17 protein-coding genes are annotated in these 17,579 nt (G+C 34.5%); 9 read left to right on the forward strand and 8 right to left on the reverse strand.

What is annotated here, in order from left to right; genetic code table 11:
- Positions 1 to 2 precede the first annotated feature (2 nt).
- Together nprX and MHH59_RS03030 are read left to right on the forward strand one after the other, a co-directional pair.
- Positions 3 to 134 (forward strand): quorum-signaling peptide NprX, encoded by a 132-nt coding sequence (nprX, locus tag MHH59_RS03025; RefSeq protein WP_002174820.1) that lies wholly within the window; start codon positions 3 to 5, stop codon positions 132 to 134.
- Positions 135 to 302: 168 nt separating this feature from the next.
- Positions 303 to 2,003: a M4 family metallopeptidase gene (locus MHH59_RS03030; protein WP_078178066.1), complete on the forward strand. Its 1,701-nt coding sequence runs from the start codon at positions 303 to 305 to the stop codon at positions 2,001 to 2,003.
- A gap of 63 nt (positions 2,004 to 2,066) precedes the next feature.
- Here the strand turns inward: MHH59_RS03030 and MHH59_RS03035 are convergent, their stop codons facing one another.
- Entirely contained in the window at positions 2,067 to 2,615 is a 549-nt protein-coding gene (locus tag MHH59_RS03035; protein WP_002125156.1) for a TVP38/TMEM64 family protein, read from the reverse strand.
- Between the two features lie 399 nt (positions 2,616 to 3,014).
- On the opposite strand from MHH59_RS03035, the gene MHH59_RS03040 reads away from it, so the two are divergent.
- Positions 3,015 to 3,533: an RNase A-like domain-containing lipoprotein gene (locus tag MHH59_RS03040; RefSeq protein ID WP_002125157.1), complete on the forward strand. Its 519-nt coding sequence runs from the start codon at positions 3,015 to 3,017 to the stop codon at positions 3,531 to 3,533.
- A gap of 15 nt (positions 3,534 to 3,548) precedes the next feature.
- Positions 3,549 to 3,821 (forward strand): hypothetical protein, encoded by a 273-nt coding sequence (locus MHH59_RS03045; RefSeq protein ID WP_002091014.1) that lies wholly within the window; start codon positions 3,549 to 3,551, stop codon positions 3,819 to 3,821.
- A gap of 5 nt (positions 3,822 to 3,826) precedes the next feature.
- Here MHH59_RS03045 and MHH59_RS03050 read toward each other — a convergent pair whose 3' ends face one another.
- The 3 genes from MHH59_RS03050 to MHH59_RS03060 all read right to left on the reverse strand — a co-directional run bounded on the left by MHH59_RS03050 (position 3,827) and on the right by MHH59_RS03060 (position 7,696).
- The gene (locus tag MHH59_RS03050) at positions 3,827 to 5,080 is read right to left on the reverse strand and encodes a VanW family protein (protein WP_340850813.1); all 1,254 of its coding nucleotides are present in this window, start codon (positions 5,078 to 5,080) and stop codon (positions 3,827 to 3,829) included.
- A 234-nt stretch (positions 5,081 to 5,314) separates the two neighbouring features.
- Positions 5,315 to 6,331, reverse strand: coding sequence for an LCP family glycopolymer transferase (locus MHH59_RS03055; RefSeq protein WP_002029713.1), 1,017 nt, complete (start codon positions 6,329 to 6,331; stop codon positions 5,315 to 5,317).
- 186 nt (positions 6,332 to 6,517) lie between these two features.
- Positions 6,518 to 7,696 (reverse strand): NupC/NupG family nucleoside CNT transporter, encoded by a 1,179-nt coding sequence (locus MHH59_RS03060; protein ID WP_000668860.1) that lies wholly within the window; start codon positions 7,694 to 7,696, stop codon positions 6,518 to 6,520.
- A 91-nt stretch (positions 7,697 to 7,787) separates the two neighbouring features.
- Between MHH59_RS03060 and gloA2 the strand changes: the two genes are divergently transcribed.
- The 3 genes from gloA2 (at position 7,788) to aspA (ending at position 11,195) form a co-directional block, all read left to right on the forward strand.
- Positions 7,788 to 8,174: an SMU1112c/YaeR family gloxylase I-like metalloprotein gene (gene gloA2 / locus MHH59_RS03065; RefSeq protein ID WP_001017670.1), complete on the forward strand. Its 387-nt coding sequence runs from the start codon at positions 7,788 to 7,790 to the stop codon at positions 8,172 to 8,174.
- A gap of 107 nt (positions 8,175 to 8,281) precedes the next feature.
- Complete coding sequence (locus MHH59_RS03070) at positions 8,282 to 9,580, forward strand: hemolysin family protein (RefSeq protein ID WP_340850814.1); 1,299 nt, start codon at positions 8,282 to 8,284, stop codon at positions 9,578 to 9,580.
- 181 nt (positions 9,581 to 9,761) lie between these two features.
- A complete protein-coding gene (gene aspA / locus MHH59_RS03075) occupies positions 9,762 to 11,195 on the forward strand; it encodes an aspartate ammonia-lyase (protein WP_002010496.1) in 1,434 nt (477 codons plus the stop codon).
- Positions 11,196 to 11,232: 37 nt separating this feature from the next.
- Here the strand turns inward: aspA and MHH59_RS03080 are convergent, their stop codons facing one another.
- Positions 11,233 to 12,852, reverse strand: a complete 1,620-nt coding sequence (locus tag MHH59_RS03080) for a lactate permease LctP family transporter (protein ID WP_002029741.1) — start codon at positions 12,850 to 12,852, stop codon at positions 11,233 to 11,235.
- Between the two features lie 203 nt (positions 12,853 to 13,055).
- Complete coding sequence (locus tag MHH59_RS03085) at positions 13,056 to 13,592, reverse strand: redoxin domain-containing protein (protein WP_307838409.1); 537 nt, start codon at positions 13,590 to 13,592, stop codon at positions 13,056 to 13,058.
- Between the two features lie 387 nt (positions 13,593 to 13,979).
- Between MHH59_RS03085 and MHH59_RS03090 the strand changes: the two genes are divergently transcribed.
- Together MHH59_RS03090 and MHH59_RS03095 are read left to right on the forward strand one after the other, a co-directional pair.
- Entirely contained in the window at positions 13,980 to 14,267 is a 288-nt protein-coding gene (locus MHH59_RS03090; RefSeq protein ID WP_001075217.1) for an ArsR/SmtB family transcription factor, read from the forward strand.
- Between the two features lie 207 nt (positions 14,268 to 14,474).
- Positions 14,475 to 14,654 (forward strand): acid-soluble spore protein H, encoded by a 180-nt coding sequence (locus tag MHH59_RS03095; RefSeq protein ID WP_059037725.1) that lies wholly within the window; start codon positions 14,475 to 14,477, stop codon positions 14,652 to 14,654.
- 41 nt (positions 14,655 to 14,695) lie between these two features.
- Here MHH59_RS03095 and MHH59_RS03100 read toward each other — a convergent pair whose 3' ends face one another.
- Complete coding sequence (locus MHH59_RS03100; RefSeq protein WP_003187347.1) at positions 14,696 to 16,081, reverse strand: peptide MFS transporter; 1,386 nt, start codon at positions 16,079 to 16,081, stop codon at positions 14,696 to 14,698.
- A 379-nt stretch (positions 16,082 to 16,460) separates the two neighbouring features.
- Positions 16,461 to 17,429, reverse strand: coding sequence for an ABC transporter substrate-binding protein (locus MHH59_RS03105; RefSeq protein ID WP_002125165.1), 969 nt, complete (start codon positions 17,427 to 17,429; stop codon positions 16,461 to 16,463).
- Between the last annotated feature and the right edge of the window lie 150 nt (positions 17,430 to 17,579).

The raw sequence follows: 17,579 nt of genomic DNA on the forward strand, positions 1-17,579 counted from the left end.
AAATGAAAAAGATGGTATTTGGAGTATTGGCGTTTATAGTAACTCTTACAGTTGCTGGAGGAATACATCAGTATAGTAGTAAACCTGATATCGTTGGTCAACAAGCTAAAACGGTTCAACAAATTAATTCATAACCAAAAAACCCCTTTCCAAACGGAAAGGGGTTTCTCAATATTTGCTCCCGAAAATTCTACAAAACTTGAGAAAACAATTATTTGAATTTTTAGTATATTAATAGTGGAAACATAATGATAATATGAAACTACTCTTTTTCAAAAATTTTTTATTAGGGGGAATGTTAGATGAAAAAGAAGAGTTTAGCGTTAGTGTTAGCGGCAGGAATGGCAGTTACTACGTTCGGAGGGACAGGCTCTGCATTTGCGGATTCTAAAAATGTACTCTCTACTAAGAAGTACAATGAGACGGTACAGTCACCTGAGTTTATTTCTGGTGATCTAACTGGAGCGACTGGTAAGAAAGCGGAATCTGTTGTGTTTGATTACTTAAACGCGGCAAAAGGTGATTATAAGTTAGGGGAAAAGAGTGCGCAAGATTCTTTCAAAGTGAAACAAGTGAAAAAAGACGCTGTAACTGATTCAACAGTAGTACGTATGCAACAAGTTTACGAGGGAGTACCTGTATGGGGATCTACTCAAGTAGCTCACGTAAGTAAAGATGGTTCTTTAAAGGTATTGTCTGGAACAGTTGCGCCTGATTTAGACAAAAAGGAAAAGTTAAAAAACAAAAATAAGATTGAAGGCGCAAAAGCAATTGAAATCGCGCAGCAAGATTTAGGAGTAACACCTAAATATGAGGTAGAACCAAAAGCGGACTTATATGTATATCAAAACGGTGAAGAAACGACATATGCATATGTTGTGAATTTAAACTTCTTAGATCCAAGCCCAGGAAATTACTACTATTTCATTGAGGCGGAAAGCGGTAAAGTATTAAATAAGTTTAATACAATTGATCATGTAACAAATGATGATAAGTCCCCAGTTAAACAAGATGCTCCTAAACAGGAAGCGAAAGCGGTTGTAAAGCCTGTAACAGGGACGAATAAAGTTGGAACTGGTAAAGGTGTATTAGGAGATACGAAATCGCTTAATACAACGTTATCTGGATCGTCTTACTATTTACAAGATAATACGCGCGGAGCAACAATTTTCACATATGATGCGAAAAACCGCTCAACATTACCAGGAACATTATGGGCAGATGCAGATAATGTTTTCAATGCAGCGTATGATGCAGCGGCAGTAGATGCTCATTACTATGCAGGTAAAACATATGATTACTATAAAGCTACATTTAACAGAAACTCTATTAATGATGCAGGAGCACCATTAAAATCAACAGTTCATTACGGAAGTAAGTATAATAATGCATTCTGGAACGGCTCACAAATGGTATACGGAGATGGTGATGGTGTAACATTCACTTCATTATCTGGTGGCATTGATGTAATTGGCCATGAATTAACACATGCTGTTACGGAAAATAGCTCGGATTTAATTTATCAAAATGAATCAGGAGCGTTAAATGAAGCAATTTCTGATATTTTTGGTACTTTAGTAGAATTCTATGATAACCGTAACCCAGATTGGGAGATTGGTGAAGATATTTATACACCTGGTCAGGCGGGAGATGCACTTCGTTCTATGAGTGATCCAGCGAAATATGGTGACCCAGACCATTATTCTAAGCGTTACACTGGTTCAAGTGATAACGGTGGCGTTCATACAAACAGTGGTATTATTAACAAACAAGCTTATTTATTAGCAAATGGTGGTACGCATTCTGGTGTAACTGTAACTGGTATCGGTAAAGATAAATTAGGTGCGATTTACTACCGTGCAAATACACAGTATTTCACGCAATCTACTACATTTAGTCAAGCTCGTGCTGGTGCAGTACAAGCTGCAGCTGATTTATATGGTGCTAGCTCTGCAGAAGTAGCAGCAGTTAAGCAATCATTTAGTGCTGTTGGTGTAAACTAAGGCTTTAAGGGATAGTTATTAATAAAATACCTCAAAAATAAAGAAGGAGCCTATGCTCCTTCTTTATTTTTTTCTCCATTTTTTCCACAAATAAAATAATCCAACACAACCTGCGATTGTAATAATCCATTTCGCTTCATTTGTTCCGTTAATGACATGATATGCAGAATATACTTCAATCAATAAAGCCGGTATTTTCCCTATTGTGCTGGCAATACTGAAAGAGAGTAATGACATTTTGCCTAGAGCTGCAAATAAAGTAACGATACTGGACGGAATGAAAGGAATAAAACGAAAAGATAGGACGAGTAGAAATGCCTCTCTGCCTTCTACGTAAAGAAGGCGTTCTACCTTTGGATACGTATTTACTTTATCGTGAGTGAACTTTTGAAGGCCTATACGATAAATATAAAACGAGATAATAGCCCCTAATGCCTCACCTGCGATCGAAATGATTGTGCCATTTGTTACACCGAAGAGCTGTATATTAATGGCGGTCAAAAAAATACTAGGGATAAAACCTAAAAGACTGATGATGATGTTGATTAAGATACTAAGTGGAATTGCGATTGAATAATAGTCTGTTAAGAAGTTTTGAATTGTTTCAGCCATTCTTTAAAATCCTTTATCTTTTTTTGCATTACACCATATTTACATTGTATAGGCAAGTGCAAATTTACATAATGTAGAAAACAGTTGATAGAAAGCGATTTGTATACCTTATATAGGTATTAGGTATATGAAAGTAGGGGTATATTTAGTTTGTTTAAAAAACACTCCATAAATCCTGTATTTAAAGGGTTTATGGAGTGTTTTGATTGGTGTTTTCATCTGGGAAATAATTATAAAAACATGGGGGTATATTTTAAAAAGGGCGAAAAACAGTGATTTGATGAAAGGGGGGTGGAAAATATAGCAAAATGAATGAGGATTTTAAAACTGTATACATTTTTTCTTTGTGAAATTGACTTTTAGTGGAGTTACGATAATAATCATGGAAGAGGTGATACGATGAAACGATTAAGTAGTCTTTTCTTGAGTAGTTTATTGGCACTAATGCTGATTTTAAGTGGATGTGCAGGAAAAGAACAAAAAACAGAAAAACCAAAAGAGGATCATTCTACATCAGTAGAAAAAATTAGTGATAATATTTTAGATGAAATGGAAGGGCCACCTAAAAATGGTCATACGATTGAAAGGCATGTAGGCAAATCAGAAGAGGATTTGAAGAATCGTTTGAAGACAGATAAAGTTTCAGCGGCAAGTACATACTATGATAAGGAAACAGCGACAAAGGCTGTGAAAGATAGTTTAAAACAACATGATAAAGAAATTCAGGATTGGTTGAAAAACTCTAAAGAGGCTCGTCTTGTATTGAATACAACTCATTCATTCCCAGTTGGAAAAACAGTAATAAAGAAAAATATGAATGTAAAAGACAAACTAGTAAAGACTGTTACTGTTTTAGCGAGAGATAAATCAGGAAATCTAGGATTTAAGATTATTACTTCTTATCCATCAGATAAATAAAGGGGGGGAGTATATATGTATCCAACATTACAATACTTTCTTAAATCGTACTGTACGTTAAGTATTCATGAGGATGAAATAGTAAGCGTAATGGAAGAGTTTATAGAGCAAGAGGACGAAGAGATTGTTTTGAAATTACGCGATGAATTAGTAAATATGAAGAAAAAGAACGCGTGGGAAGAAGCGTGCGTATTAGCTGCGAAGCAAGGCAATCGTGTGTGGTCTTTAGAAGAAACGAAAGATCATCTGGAAATTTTTTTACTATTATTGCAAAAGAAAAAGGCGTGAGTAGATCACGCCTTTTTGTATACGCTTTTTGAAATTTGTCCATTTGAGAGTACTTCACCGTTTTGTGTTACTTTTTTATACGTAACCGCTGTTATTTTATCACCAGTATTACTAATTACTTGAGAAGAAACTTCAACATTTTTACCAGTATTTGTACCGAAAATACGTGTAGTAATACTACCGCCATTTGAAAATGCTTGAATGTAAATATGCTTACCTGTATTGTTTTTAAATTTTAAATCCGGACCATAATCTGCCACTGCTGCATCCTGCCCAAGTGGTAAATAATTTACGGGCATAGAATGATTGCTTCGAGAAACAATTCCTAAATCTGCCCTTAAAGCTGCGCTGTATAAAGTACTACTTACTTGGCAAACGCCTCCGCCTGCACTTTGTATAACTTTACCTTGTGAATATACTGCTGCGGATTTATAACCATGTGCAGCATCAGTTACGCCAACACGGCCATTAAAACTAAACGTTTCATCAGGTGCTACAATAACTCCACTTAACGTATTAGCTGACTTATTTACGTTATAGGATTGATTTCCATTACGGCCAGCCATTGGGGTAGAATATTCAGCAATCACTTCTTTAATCCCCATTTGTTGTATATCTTCTGTAGAACGTTCAGGTTTTATTAGTGTAACTGGTAATACAACATCGGGTGTGCCAGAAGTAATAGCTGCGCTTGTTAAATCGGTTAATTTTCCTTTATCAATTTTTTCTCCATTTTGACTTTGGCTAATATTTACTGTGGAGCCTTCAACACTTAATTCGGCGTTGACAGGATTTTTTAATGTTTCATTATATTTATCCTTTATAAAGGTTTCATAAGTTGTTGTATTTAATTGTGGTGTTAATTTATAGTCACGTTTTACTTCACCGTTTTCAGCTTGCTTACGCATGTTGTAACGATTCATTACGTTCCCTTCTTGTTCTTTAAAGATATTGTCGACAATATCCCTCTCTTTATAATCTACTCCTAAATCTTTCCACGTGTAATTTTGCTTATCATTTTGGAATACGTAGTTAAGAGATTTTTGATTTAATTCATTCATCTTTTGATTAACAAGGGCTTGAATATCTGCTTTATTTTTTCCATCAAGAGAAATACCTTCAAATGTAGTGTTTGGTAGTGCAGTTGTATTTAGTTGATTATTTAATTTGGATACATATTGATATCCACCAATACCACCAACACAAAGTAATATGCCACCAGCAATAGCGGAACCAATCAGTATTTTGCTTAGCTTCATTTATTTCCCCCCAGAAAAATTTTTATAAATATATGTATTACATTTTTTGTATAAAAATGATGAAAATAACATTATGTACGTCCTAGTATACTATTATTTTCACTACGTGTGTAATGTTTTCATAAAAAATGTTACACTGCTGTAATAATTGTCTCTTTTTGTCACAATATGCATGAGAAATATGTTGAAAATTATAATAAAAAGGCTGCTTAGAAAAATCTAGCAGCCTTTTTATTATAATTTTTTATGCTCATTTTTATTCGTAACACCGAGATGTTCTTGAAGTGTTGTCGATATATCATTAACACTCTTTTCGTTTGGAACGTAATAATAAATACCACCTATATATTTATCAGTACCTTCCACTTGCAATTTATCCATTTTTAAATTTGAATCCATTGAATTTTTTGCAATAGTCATCATATCATCAAAAGTTAAATTTGTTTTTAAGTCTGTATCGACAGCATCTAATAGGCTTCCGATTTTATTAATGGAATTGAGAGATAGGGCTTTTTCAGCAATAGCCTCTAAAACAAGTTGTTGTCGTTGACCACGCATATAATCACTATCAATATGACGCGTTCTAGCTAGTGCAAGTGCTTCTTCTCCATTTAAATGTTGACGCCCTTTTTTTAGGTGAATTGCATCTGCTTCGTCGCTACTATTTTGTTCTGTGAACTCAACTGGAACGTCGACAGTTATACCACCTAGAGAATCAACAATCTTGATAAAGGATTTGAAATTAAACTTTACATAGTAATCAACTGGTACATCTAAAAATTTTTCTACTGTATCAATTGTGCTGTCTACACCACCAAATACATGTGCATGTGTAATTTTATCATATTTATCACGTGATTTAATGAAGACGCGTGAATCACGTGGAATGCTGACTAGTTTAACAGATTTATCATTTTTATTAATTGTTGCAAGTAGTAATGCATCTGTACGAGTCGCTTTTCCGTAACCTTTTTCCCTGATATCACTTTCATCAACACCCATGATCAGGACAGAAATATTATCAGTCATAGGTTTAACAGCTTTTTCACGTTTGCTGGATTTATCTCCTCGGCCGAGTTCAGAATAAGCGTTGCTTAAGACGGATTTTGCTTTACTGTATATATGGAAGGAATAGCCTCCTGCTCCCATTGCTACAATAAGTAAGGGAATAAGAATGAACCAAAGTAGGCGCTTTTTCTTTGAGCGTCCTTTTTTGGCTCGAGTTTCGTTGTTAATGTCGGATTTCATCATTTTTTCTCCTTTAAAACAATCAAAGTGTATACATTTAGAAGCGTATTAAAACACATAAAAAATATTTTACGCTAAATAAAAGGTATTGTACATGTATAAAAAATAGATGTATTGATTATTTATAAGACATCTATTCGTTATTGTATACAAAAGACAGGGATAAGAAAATGATAAAATTTTACCTAATTAAAGCATAATACTTACAATAATCGCAGATAAAATACTAACAAGAGTAGCGCCGTATAGTAATTTTAGGCCGAAGCGGGCAACAACATTTCCTTGTTCTTCGTTTAACCCTTTTACCGCACCGGAAATAATTCCAATGGAAGAAAAGTTGGCAAAAGAAACGAGGAAGACAGAAATAATACCAACTGTACGGATAGAGAGAGTGCTGGAAATTTTACTAAGATCCATCATTGCTACAAATTCATTTGTTACAAGCTTTGTTGCCATAATGCTACCCGCTGTGACAATTTCAGAACTTGGTACGCCGATAAGAAATGCAATAGGGGCGAATACATAGCCTATTAATTGTTGGAAAGTAATGCCGAATATAATGAGGAATAGGTCATTAATGCAACTCATTAATGCGACGAATCCAATGAGCATAGCACCGACGACAATTGCTACACGAAAACCATCAAGAATGTATTCTCCAAGCATTTCAAAGAAACTTTGTTTTTCCCCTTTTATTACCAAAATGTCTTCATCATCGTTAACGTCGTAAGGGTTAATAATGAGTACGATAATAAAACCACTAAATAAATTGAGAACGAGTGCGGTTACTACATATTTTGGTTCAATCATTGTCATATAGGCACCGACAATGGACATAGATACTGTTGACATAGCAGAGGCGCAAAGTGTATATAGTCGATGTTTTGGAATTTGGGCTAATTGTTTTTTAACCGTAATAAAAACTTCTGATTGGCCGACAATAGCGGAAGCGATGGCGTTGTAAGATTCTAATTTCCCAAGACCGTTTATTTTACTAAGAAAGAAACCAATCCAACGAATAAAGAATGGTAGTATTTTGAAATGTTGTAATATACCAATTAAGACGGAGATAAAGACAATCGGTAATAATACGTTAAGGAAAAATGGCATTTCCCCTTTATTTGCAAGACCGCCAAATACAAAGTTTATACCACTGGCAGCATACTCAAGTAGCCTCGTAAACAGGCTAGAAATTACCGTAATAAGTATGAGACCAATTTCTGTATTTAATAATAAATAGGTTAAAATTAATTGTATAATAAGCATGATAAAAATTGGTTTAAATTTAATATGTTTCTTATTGTTGCTAGCAATATAAGCAAGGAAGAAAACAACGATAAGTCCCACGAAAAAAGTAATAAATTTCATAGTAAGCCCCCTAAAAGAGATATTCTGCTATATATGTTTTTCATTTCAAGGGAGAATATGCATCTTTGGTAAAGAAAGGAATAGCGAGAGCATGAATATATGTAGAGTGCACCACGTTGCAATTATTTGTTCGAATTATGAACTGTCAAAGGATTTTTATACTCGGATATTAGGTTTTAAAGCGATAAATGAAGTATATAGAAAAGAACGAGATTCTTATAAGTTAGATTTATGTGTAGGGGAAGAGTATCAAATTGAATTATTTTCATTTCCTAGTCCACCTGAGCGCCCAAGTTTTCCAGAAGCAGCTGGACTTAGACATTTAGCATTTGCTGTTACAAATATAGAAGAAGCTGTAAACCATTTAAAACAATGCGGTGTGGAGACTGAAGCGATACGTATGGATGAAATTACGGATAAAAAATTTGTCTTTTTCCAAGATCCTGATGGCTTGCCTTTAGAATTGTATGAGGCTTGAAATTGGTGAATTTTATATAGGGTTGCTTTCAAATAAATGAAGAAACTAAAGTGAAACTTCTTTTTTAAAGGAGGTGTAACTTTAGCTAAGAAAGCTAAAGGACATATGTGGATATTTTAAAATTACTGATGGTAGCCATCCTTATTGCGTTAACAGCATTTTTTGTGGCTGTTGAGTTTGCAATTATTAAGGTGCGTAGCAGTCGTATTGATCAACTCGTTAGTGAAAAACGACGAGGAGCATTGGCAGCTAAAAAAGTAACTTCGAATTTAGATGAGTATTTATCAGCATGTCAGTTAGGTATTACAATTACTGCTTTAGGGCTTGGGTGGTTAGGAGAGCCCACTATAAAACATATACTCGAGCCGTTGTTTTTAAAACTACACCTATCTCCTGCAATTGCAAGTACAGTTTCATTTATTATTGCCTTTGCAGTTATTACGTTTTTACATGTTGTCATTGGTGAACTTGCTCCGAAGACGCTCGCTATACAAAGGGCAGAGCAAGTTAGCTTATTATTATCGAAGCCAATTATTTACTTTTACCGAGTAATGTATCCGTTTATTTGGGCTTTAAATGGTTCTGCAAGGCTTGTAACAGGGGTATTCGGATTACATCCGGCTTCTGAACATGAAGTAGCTCATTCGGAGGAAGAATTACGATTAATCTTATCTGAGAGTTATGAGAGTGGAGAGATTAATCAAAGGGAATTTAAATATGTAAATAATATTTTTGAATTCGATAATAGAGTCGCAAAGGAAATTATGGTACCTCGTACGGAAGTTGTAGGTTTATATGAGGACGAACCATTTGAAACACATATTAAAATAATCGCACAAGAAAAGTACACGAGATATCCCGTATTTGGTGAAGATAAAGATGAAATTATTGGGATGGTTAATGTAAAGGATTTATTTATTCGTTATATGGATGGTAATCGAGAAGAGGGGTGCTCGATTACGCCATATACAAGGCCAGTTATTGAAGTGTTAGAAAATATCCCTATTCATGATTTGCTATTACAAATGCAAAGAAAACGAATTCCATTAGCTGTATTATATGATGAATATGGTGGTACAGCGGGGATCGTTACACTAGAAGATATTTTAGAAGAAATTGTTGGAGAAATCCGAGATGAATACGATGAAGATGAACACCCGCCTATAGAGCATATAAGTGAAGGGTGTAAAATCGTAGAGGGAAAAGTGCTTATTAGTGAAGTAAATGATTTATTTGGCATACACTTAATCGCTGATGATGTAGATACAATTGGTGGCTGGATTATGGTACAAAAGCAAATCGTTGCTGAAGGAGATATTACTGAAAAACACGGCTTTTCTTTTAAAGTTCTTGAAAAGGATATGCATCAAATTAAGCGAGTTGAAATAAAGAAAGTAGAAGAATGAATGGATTTTCTATTATATAAACTTTAATAAAAAGTATATATAGAAAAATAAATGTTTGCGCTTTCAAAAAAGGTGCTATATAGTGAAAGTGGATACTGAAGAATTCATTTAATGATACTCGTATTTTATAGGGCGAATTCTTTAGATAAGGATTTAGAATGAAAAGTATAGGTGATGAAAAATGATAGCAACGAAGGATATACGTATAGAAAAAGATTTTTTAGGTGAAAAGGAAGTACCGAGTGTAGCTTATTATGGTGTACAAACATTACGTGCCGTAGAAAACTTTCCTATTACAGGATACCGCATTCATCCGTCACTCATTACGGCAATGGCAATTGTAAAAAAAGCGGCAGCGCTTGCGAATATAGATACAGGTTACTTAGCTAAAGATATCGGACAAGAAATTGCAGAAGCGGCACAAGAGATTGTTGATGGAAAGTTCCATGATCAATTTATCGTAGACCCGATTCAAGGCGGAGCAGGTACTTCAATTAATATGAATACTAATGAAGTAATTGCAAATAGAGCCTTGGAACGTATGGGATACGAAAAAGGTGAATATGCGAAAATTAGCCCAAACACTCATGTGAACATGGCCCAATCAACAAATGATGCGTTCCCAACTGGGATTCATATAGCAACTCTTATGATGCTGGAAGAACTTCTTGTTACAATGGAAGAACTTCACTCTGCTTTTCATGATAAAGCAAAAGAGTTTGATCACGTTATTAAAATGGGGCGTACGCATTTGCAAGATGCAGTTCCAATTCGCCTTGGGCAAGAATTTGAAGCATATAGCAGAGTGCTAGAGCGTGATATAAAAAGAATTAAACAGTCTCGTCAACATTTATACGAAGTTAATATGGGTGCGACAGCTGTTGGTACGGGATTAAATGCAAACCCTACTTATATAGAACAAGTTGTGAAGCATTTACGAACTTTTAGTGGTTTCCCTCTTGTTGGTGCAGAGCACTTAGTTGATGCGACGCAAAACACAGATGCATATACAGAAGTATCTGCAGCACTAAAAGTATGTATGATGAATATGTCTAAAATTGCAAATGACCTTCGTATTATGGCGTCTGGTCCACGTGTTGGGTTGGCGGAAATTCAATTACCAGCTCGTCAACCAGGTTCATCTATTATGCCGGGTAAAGTAAATCCAGTTATGGCAGAAGTAATTAACCAAGTTGCTTTCCAAGTAATTGGAAATGATCATACAATTTGCTTAGCGTCAGAAGCTGGCCAATTAGAGTTAAATGTAATGGAACCGGTATTAGTATTTAATTTAATTCAATCCATCAGTATTATGAACAATGGATTCCGTGTATTTCGTGAATATTGTATTAAAGGAATTACAGCGAATGAAGAGTTGCTTAAGCAATATGTTGAAAAAAGTGTTGGAGTTATTACAGCAGTGAATCCTCATATTGGTTATGAAGCAGCTTCTCGCATTGCACGTGAAGCAATTGCGACAGGAAAATCTGTTAGGGAGCTATGTTTAGAACATGGTGTACTTACAGCAGAAGAGCTTGATATTATTTTGGATCCATATGAAATGACGCATCCTGAAATTGCTGGTGCTTCTTTATTAAAGAATAAAAAAATGTAATGTAAAAAGCACCGATCCATTTGGATCGGTGCTTTTTTTAGAAGATATTAAATACAGAGTTAAGTTGAAGTAAGCTAATAATAGCTAAGAAGATTAAACTATATTTCATTACTATTTTAAATAGAGCAGATTCTTGACCAACTAGTCCAACTGCTGCACAAGCAACTGCTACAGATTGTGGTGAAACCATTTTTGCGATTGTACCACCAACTACGTTTAATGAAACGAGAGTAGATGGTACGATGTTTAACTGATCGGCAGTTACTGCTTGAAGTGGTGCGAATAATGAACCACTTGATACGACTGAACCTGTAATGAATACGCCAATCCATCCTAAGATTGGAGAAAGAACTGGGAATGCATTTCCTGTAGAAGAGAATGCAAGTCCAAGTGTAGATGACATACCAGAGTAGTTTTCTACGTAAGCTAAAGCGATAACGCTACAAATTGTATATACTGGAACTTTTAGTTCTTTTATTGTTTCGATCATTAATTCTTTAATCATTTTGCCGTTTACACGGTAGACGATAAGTGAAACGATGATTGCTAATACAATCGCAGTAGTTGTAGAAGAGAATACATCTAGTTTGAAAATCGCTGCGAAAGGTGTATCAGCCTTTGTAATTGGTGCAGTTTTCATAACCGCATTATGAAGACCAGGGAATTGAATGTTAAATACTAAGTTTGCCAATGGACCATCCGGAGCAAATAAAGCTTTAATTGGTTTTAAATTAAAGATTGTTACAAATGCAGTTAAGAATACGAATGGGGACCAAGCATATAAAATTTGATTGAATGTATGAGATTCTTTTTCTTCTTGTTTTTCTTCTTTAGCAGAAGATTTTGGTTGCCAAACACGTAAGAATAATGTAAGAGCGACCATACTTACGACTGCTGCGAAAATATTAGTAAGTTCAGCGCCTAAGAAGTAAGTCACAAGGAACTGAGTAATTGCGAAAGAAACACCACTTACAAGAATACCTTGCCAAGTTTCTTTAATGCCTTTAAATCCATCTACCATTGAAACAAGTAAGAACGGTAAAACAATGCTAATGAATGGCAAAATGTAAACAGCTTGACGACCGACAGTTAATGCATCTAGCCCAGTTAATTGTGCAGGTACTGTAACTGGAATACCCATAGCACCCATAGCACCACCAGCGATATTAGCTACTAAGCAAATACCTGCTGCTTTTAATGGATTAAAGCCCATACCTACAAGTAATGCAGCTGTAATAGCAACTGGAACACCGAAACCAGCTGCGCCTTCTAAGAAAGCACCGAAAGAATAAGCGATTAATAATACTTGTAAACGCTGATCATTTGTAATACTTGAAATGCTATCACGAATGACATTGAATTGTTCTGTTTTAACAGTTAATTTGTAAAGGAAGATAGCTGCGATAACGATAGTACAAATTGGATAAAATCCAGATAAAACACCGAATCCGGCAGATGCTACAGCTACAGTTGCGGGCATTTTATAAACAAATATAGCAAGAATAATAGCGACGATCACACTATAAAGCCCAGCCATGTAACCTTTCATTTTGAATCCCACTAAACAAATAATGAAGCAAAAAATTGGGAGTGCTGCGATTAGTGCAGATAACCAAATATTGTTTAATGGGTCATAAATTTGTGTCCAAGTACTCATAATAATGACAACTCCTATCTATTATATGTGAAGAAATTCACATTATTTGTGAAACTATTCACAATCAACTTACATGCTTAGTATATTCTCCTTCAACACTATTGTCAACGTGAAAAAGTATAATTATTCCATAATAGTATTAAAAGTAACATTTTGTTCATAAAGTAGACAAAAAGCGTAATCAAATTGATTTGATTACGCTTCTATAAATTATTTACATATTCTTTCATTTTTTCATATGTCATTGGTCCTACATGCTTATATTGAATGACACCGTTTGTATCGATGACAAAAGATGTTGGAATGCTGATGATTTGATATGTGGCACTTGCCTGGCCTTTCTGATCTAATAGGACGGGGAAGGTATATTTGTTTTCTTCAAGAAATTGTTTTACATTATTCGGGTCTTTTTCAGTAGCTGTCGCATTTACAGCAACAATTTCAATCCCCATATCTTTAGTATCGTGATAAAACTTTTCCATATCAGGCATTTCTATTTTGCATGGACCACACCAGCTTGCCCAAAAATTCAATATTACTTTTTTTCCTTTATAGTCTGTAAGACGAACTTCTTGACCAGTGGTTGTTTCCAGAAGGAAATCGAGGGCAGCATTGCCAACTTCAGTTCCAATGGGGATGTTTGATTTTGAAGCTATATCTTCTTTTTTGTATAGGAAGTGATTGATAATGGTCCAGCCAACCGCAATGCTAATTAACGCAAAAATAAACCATTTTTTAATATTACATCATCCTCCTTACTTAAATTTCCTTTTTATCGTAACAAAGTGGTTAAATATGGTCAAATTACTTTACGATAGGTTATCAATTATGGACGATATTTTACAATATCATTACTGTACATTTCAGTAAGGTGAAAATATAACAAAAATCCTGATAAAACAACGTTTGTAAGCAAAGTATTGCTAGCCCTTTGTTTTGCTTTTTTATTGTATCATATAGTATAATATTCAAAATCAGGTGGGATTTTTTCTTGAACTGTGTGCTGATAAAAGTCGGAAAATTTTCTCAGCATTATAGGTTGATAAAGTTATGTCGTAACAGGAAATATAAGAACAGATATATAAATAAATAAAGAGAAAATAAAAAATGAAAATGAGGGGAATTTTATGAACCAAAACCAATTTGACTGTCGTATTTCAGAAGAAGACGTACAGATGTTAAGAGCATTAGCTCATCCACTTCGTCTACGTTTAGTAATGGAACTGATGCAGCGTGGAACATGTAATGTAACACAATTACAAGAGGTATTAGAAATTCCGCAATCAACTGTTTCGCAGCATTTAACGAAATTAAAACAAAATAAAGTAGTACGCTTTGAGAGACGCGGGTTAGAAGTGTACTATCAAATTCATAACGATAAAGTAAGTGAAGTAGTAAAAACATTATTTTCTTAATTTTTGAATATTATGGAAAGAAGACGTGTGAAATATACGTCTTTTTTTATTTGGAAAGGATCTAATAATAGGAAGATTTGAGAGCGTATATATTAGCGTGTTAGAAAGAAACAAACTATCGGTTGAAGTGCTAAATTGACGGAATATATTCTGAAGGGATATGAAAAGATAGAAAGGAGTGTTGTAAGCCAAAGGAGGAATAATATAATGGATGTAAAACGTGTGAAACAGATATTATCTTCTTCAAGTAGAATTGATGTTACATACGAGGGAGTCCCCGTATGGATTGAGAGCTGTGATGAGCAGAAGGGGAGTGCTCAAGTGTATGACGTATCCAACCCAGGAGAGAGGGTTCACGTGGATGTGACGGCTTTAGAAGAGATGTAATAGAAAAGACGCTTCTAATTTTAGAAGCGTCTTTTTGTGTGTTATTCCATCATACTTGCAACTTTTTTAGAGAAGAGAAGAAGTACAAAGCCTAAGATGATAACGATAATACCGATACTTGCAAATACTTCAAGGTATCCTAATGATTGTGTAAAGGAAGCAAGTTTACCTGCTAACCAGTTAGCCATACCCGTACCAGCTAACCATACCCCCATTAGTAATGATGCTAATTTTACAGGAGCGATTGCACTTACCATTGATAGACCGATTGGTGATAAGAATAGCTCACCAATTGTATGGAAGAGATAAGTGATAACGATGAATAATAAATTTGCTTTTACAGTTATATCTGCTTCACTACTTCCAGTTTTTAGAACTGCTAATGTTAAAACAAGATAACCTATACCTAGTAAAATCATACCAAATGCCATTTTTGTTGGCACTTTTAAATCACCGCGTTTTGTTTTAGAAAGTTTTAACCATAGCATAGATACAAATGGTGCAAGTAGTACGATGAATGCTGGGTTAACGGATTGGAACCAAGATGTTGGCACTTCCCAACCGAAAATTGTACGATCAACAAATTTATTTGTATAAAGTGTTAGAGAACTACCAGCTTGTTCAAATCCTGCCCAGAAGAATACTACGAAACAAGTTAAAATTACAATTGCCCAAGTACGATTTTTCTCTTGTTTTGTTAAAGGTTTCTTTTCGACTACAGGCTGATTTTTTGATCTTTTACCGACAACTGTTGTTCCTGCTTTACCAAGGTAACGAGGAGCTAATAAGTTGAAAACAATTTGTCCAATAATCATACCGATACAAGCTGCTAAGAATCCGTATTTATATCCCATAACAATAACGCCATTAGCGCTTGTTTTAAAGAAATCTTCTGCTAAAAATCCACAAATAAGTGGAGCGAAGAAAGCACCTACGTTAATACCCATATAGAAGATAGTAAATGCACTGTCACGACGTGAATCATTTTCACCATACAATTCACCTAACAGTGTAGAAATATTTGGTTTGAAGAATCCATTACCAATAACTAATAGTATTAATCCAAGGAATAGTCCTGTTTTTGTATTCATTGAGAATAGTACAAAGTTGCCGATTGCCATAATAATTCCGCCGAGAGTAATGGCATGACGTCTTGTAATATAATGATCCGTTAGCCATCCGCCTATAATTGGCATGAAATATACTGCCGCTGTAAAAGTACCATATAATTGCACTGCGACTGCCTTATCAAATCCTAACCCGCCACTAACAGCAGCAGTTGTTAAATAAAGAACTAAAAGGCCGCGCATTCCATAATAACTAAATCTTTCCCACATTTCTGTTAAGAACAACAAATATAATCCTGGTGGATGTTTTTTTGGTGATTGTTGTTCTCCAGCTTTGTCTAATTTTAAAGCTGTATCCATTTTTGTTTCCCCCTAATCCTGTATAACGGATATTTATGTAATTATTTTAATTCACAAAATATTTAGAAGTCAATAGAATTATATGGAAATAGCAAGAAAATTTATGAAAAAATCTATTTTTCTTCAACCGTTATTATATTTTTCCCTGAAAACAAGATAATAAGCGTTTTCAAATGTAGTAATTGAATTCTAAAATAAAGTAAAATAGTGATAAATCAGAAAATTTAGATTAAAATATTTATTCTGATATAGAGAAAATATACTATATTTACTTTTATAATATAACATATCGGGAATAAAAATACAAAATGAAATAATGTGACACTTCAGTGAAATGAAAAAACCAGCTCCATAAAAGAGGGAGCTGGTTACAATGAAATTATTTAACAAAGCGTTTTTCAATGTCGTCTAGTAGTAAGTTAGCAGCCATTACACCGCCAGCTGTATTCCAAATAACGTCGTCAACTTTGTATGCTTTTCCGTTCTTTACTGCATTTAAGTTTTTAAAGAGAGGGTCGTTTATATATTCTTTTTCTAGTTCAGAACCTTTTTTCTCATTGCCTTTATCGAATGTGAAGTAGAATAATACATCGCCATCCATTGCCGAAATACGCTCTTTAGATACGTTACGTTCTGCGAAATCATCTTTGTTTTGATCTCCAGGACGTTTAAATCCAAGTTCTTTTAAAATAACACCAGAGAATGTATCGCCATGATAAATACGAACATCACCAGGCATAAAGCGTACCATAGAAATTTCTTGATTTACTGTATCACCAAGTTTGCCTTTTAAATCTTCCATACGTTTTCCGTAATCAGCTAAAACTTTTTGACCTTCTTTTTCCTTATTTAAAGCTTTTGCATAAAATTTGAAGTTATCTTTCCATTCACCACGTAATGTTTCCGAGAAAACAGTAGGTGCAATAGCTTTTAATTGCTCATACACTTTTTCGTGGCGCATTTTGTTACCGATAATTAAGTCTGGTTTTAAAGAAGCGATAGTTTCAACGTTAACTTGTCCTTCATCGCCAACAACTTTTACATCTTTCATTTTATCCTTAATATGCGGATACCATGGGTCACCCGTCCAAGACTTTACAGCCCCAACTGGTTTTACACCTAATTCGAGTAAAGCTTCAGTTCCTTCATTAGTTAAAATAACTACACGTTTTGGATTGGCAGGAACTTCTGTTTTACCCATTGCGTGCTCAACCGTAATCATTTCTTTTTTATTATCTTCTTTTGTTGATTCTTCTTTGTTATTTGATTTTCCACAAGCACTTAAAAGAAGTGAAAAAGCTAGTAAAAATACAAATACTGTAAACGATTTCTTTTGCATGAAATTCATTATGTACCCCCTACATGTTGAGAATATTTTTCAATAGCAAGCATGATGTTAAGCCTTTATCTTTGGATTGTCAATATATATTACTGAAAATAGTTCTCATTATCGTTGACAATGAGAATTAAGTTGAAATACACTTACAACGTATCATTA

Source organism: Bacillus sp. FSL E2-0195 (genome assembly GCF_038003645.1).
In the GTDB taxonomy this organism is placed as follows: domain Bacteria; phylum Bacillota; class Bacilli; order Bacillales; family Bacillaceae_G; genus Bacillus_A; species Bacillus_A mycoides.

Bases quoted from the DNA above. Each gene is read 5' to 3' on its own strand.
- nprX (WP_002174820.1), top strand. From the start codon at position 3: ATGAAAAAGATGGTATTTGGAGTATTGGCGTTTATAGTAACTCTTACA.
- MHH59_RS03030 (WP_078178066.1), top strand. From the start codon at position 303: ATGAAAAAGAAGAGTTTAGCGTTAGTGTTAGCGGCAGGAATGGCAGTT.
- MHH59_RS03035 (WP_002125156.1), bottom strand. From the start codon at position 2,615: ATGGCTGAAACAATTCAAAACTTCTTAACAGACTATTATTCAATCGCA.
- MHH59_RS03040 (WP_002125157.1), top strand. From the start codon at position 3,015: ATGAAACGATTAAGTAGTCTTTTCTTGAGTAGTTTATTGGCACTAATG.
- MHH59_RS03045 (WP_002091014.1), top strand. From the start codon at position 3,549: ATGTATCCAACATTACAATACTTTCTTAAATCGTACTGTACGTTAAGT.
- MHH59_RS03050 (WP_340850813.1), bottom strand. From the start codon at position 5,080: ATGAAGCTAAGCAAAATACTGATTGGTTCCGCTATTGCTGGTGGCATA.
- MHH59_RS03055 (WP_002029713.1), bottom strand. From the start codon at position 6,331: ATGATGAAATCCGACATTAACAACGAAACTCGAGCCAAAAAAGGACGC.
- MHH59_RS03060 (WP_000668860.1), bottom strand. From the start codon at position 7,696: ATGAAATTTATTACTTTTTTCGTGGGACTTATCGTTGTTTTCTTCCTT.
- gloA2 (WP_001017670.1), top strand. From the start codon at position 7,788: ATGAATATATGTAGAGTGCACCACGTTGCAATTATTTGTTCGAATTAT.
- aspA (WP_002010496.1), top strand. From the start codon at position 9,762: ATGATAGCAACGAAGGATATACGTATAGAAAAAGATTTTTTAGGTGAA.
- MHH59_RS03080 (WP_002029741.1), bottom strand. From the start codon at position 12,852: ATGAGTACTTGGACACAAATTTATGACCCATTAAACAATATTTGGTTA.
- MHH59_RS03090 (WP_001075217.1), top strand. From the start codon at position 13,980: ATGAACCAAAACCAATTTGACTGTCGTATTTCAGAAGAAGACGTACAG.
- MHH59_RS03095 (WP_059037725.1), top strand. From the start codon at position 14,475: ATGGATGTAAAACGTGTGAAACAGATATTATCTTCTTCAAGTAGAATT.
- MHH59_RS03100 (WP_003187347.1), bottom strand. From the start codon at position 16,081: ATGGATACAGCTTTAAAATTAGACAAAGCTGGAGAACAACAATCACCA.
- MHH59_RS03105 (WP_002125165.1), bottom strand. From the start codon at position 17,429: ATGAATTTCATGCAAAAGAAATCGTTTACAGTATTTGTATTTTTACTA.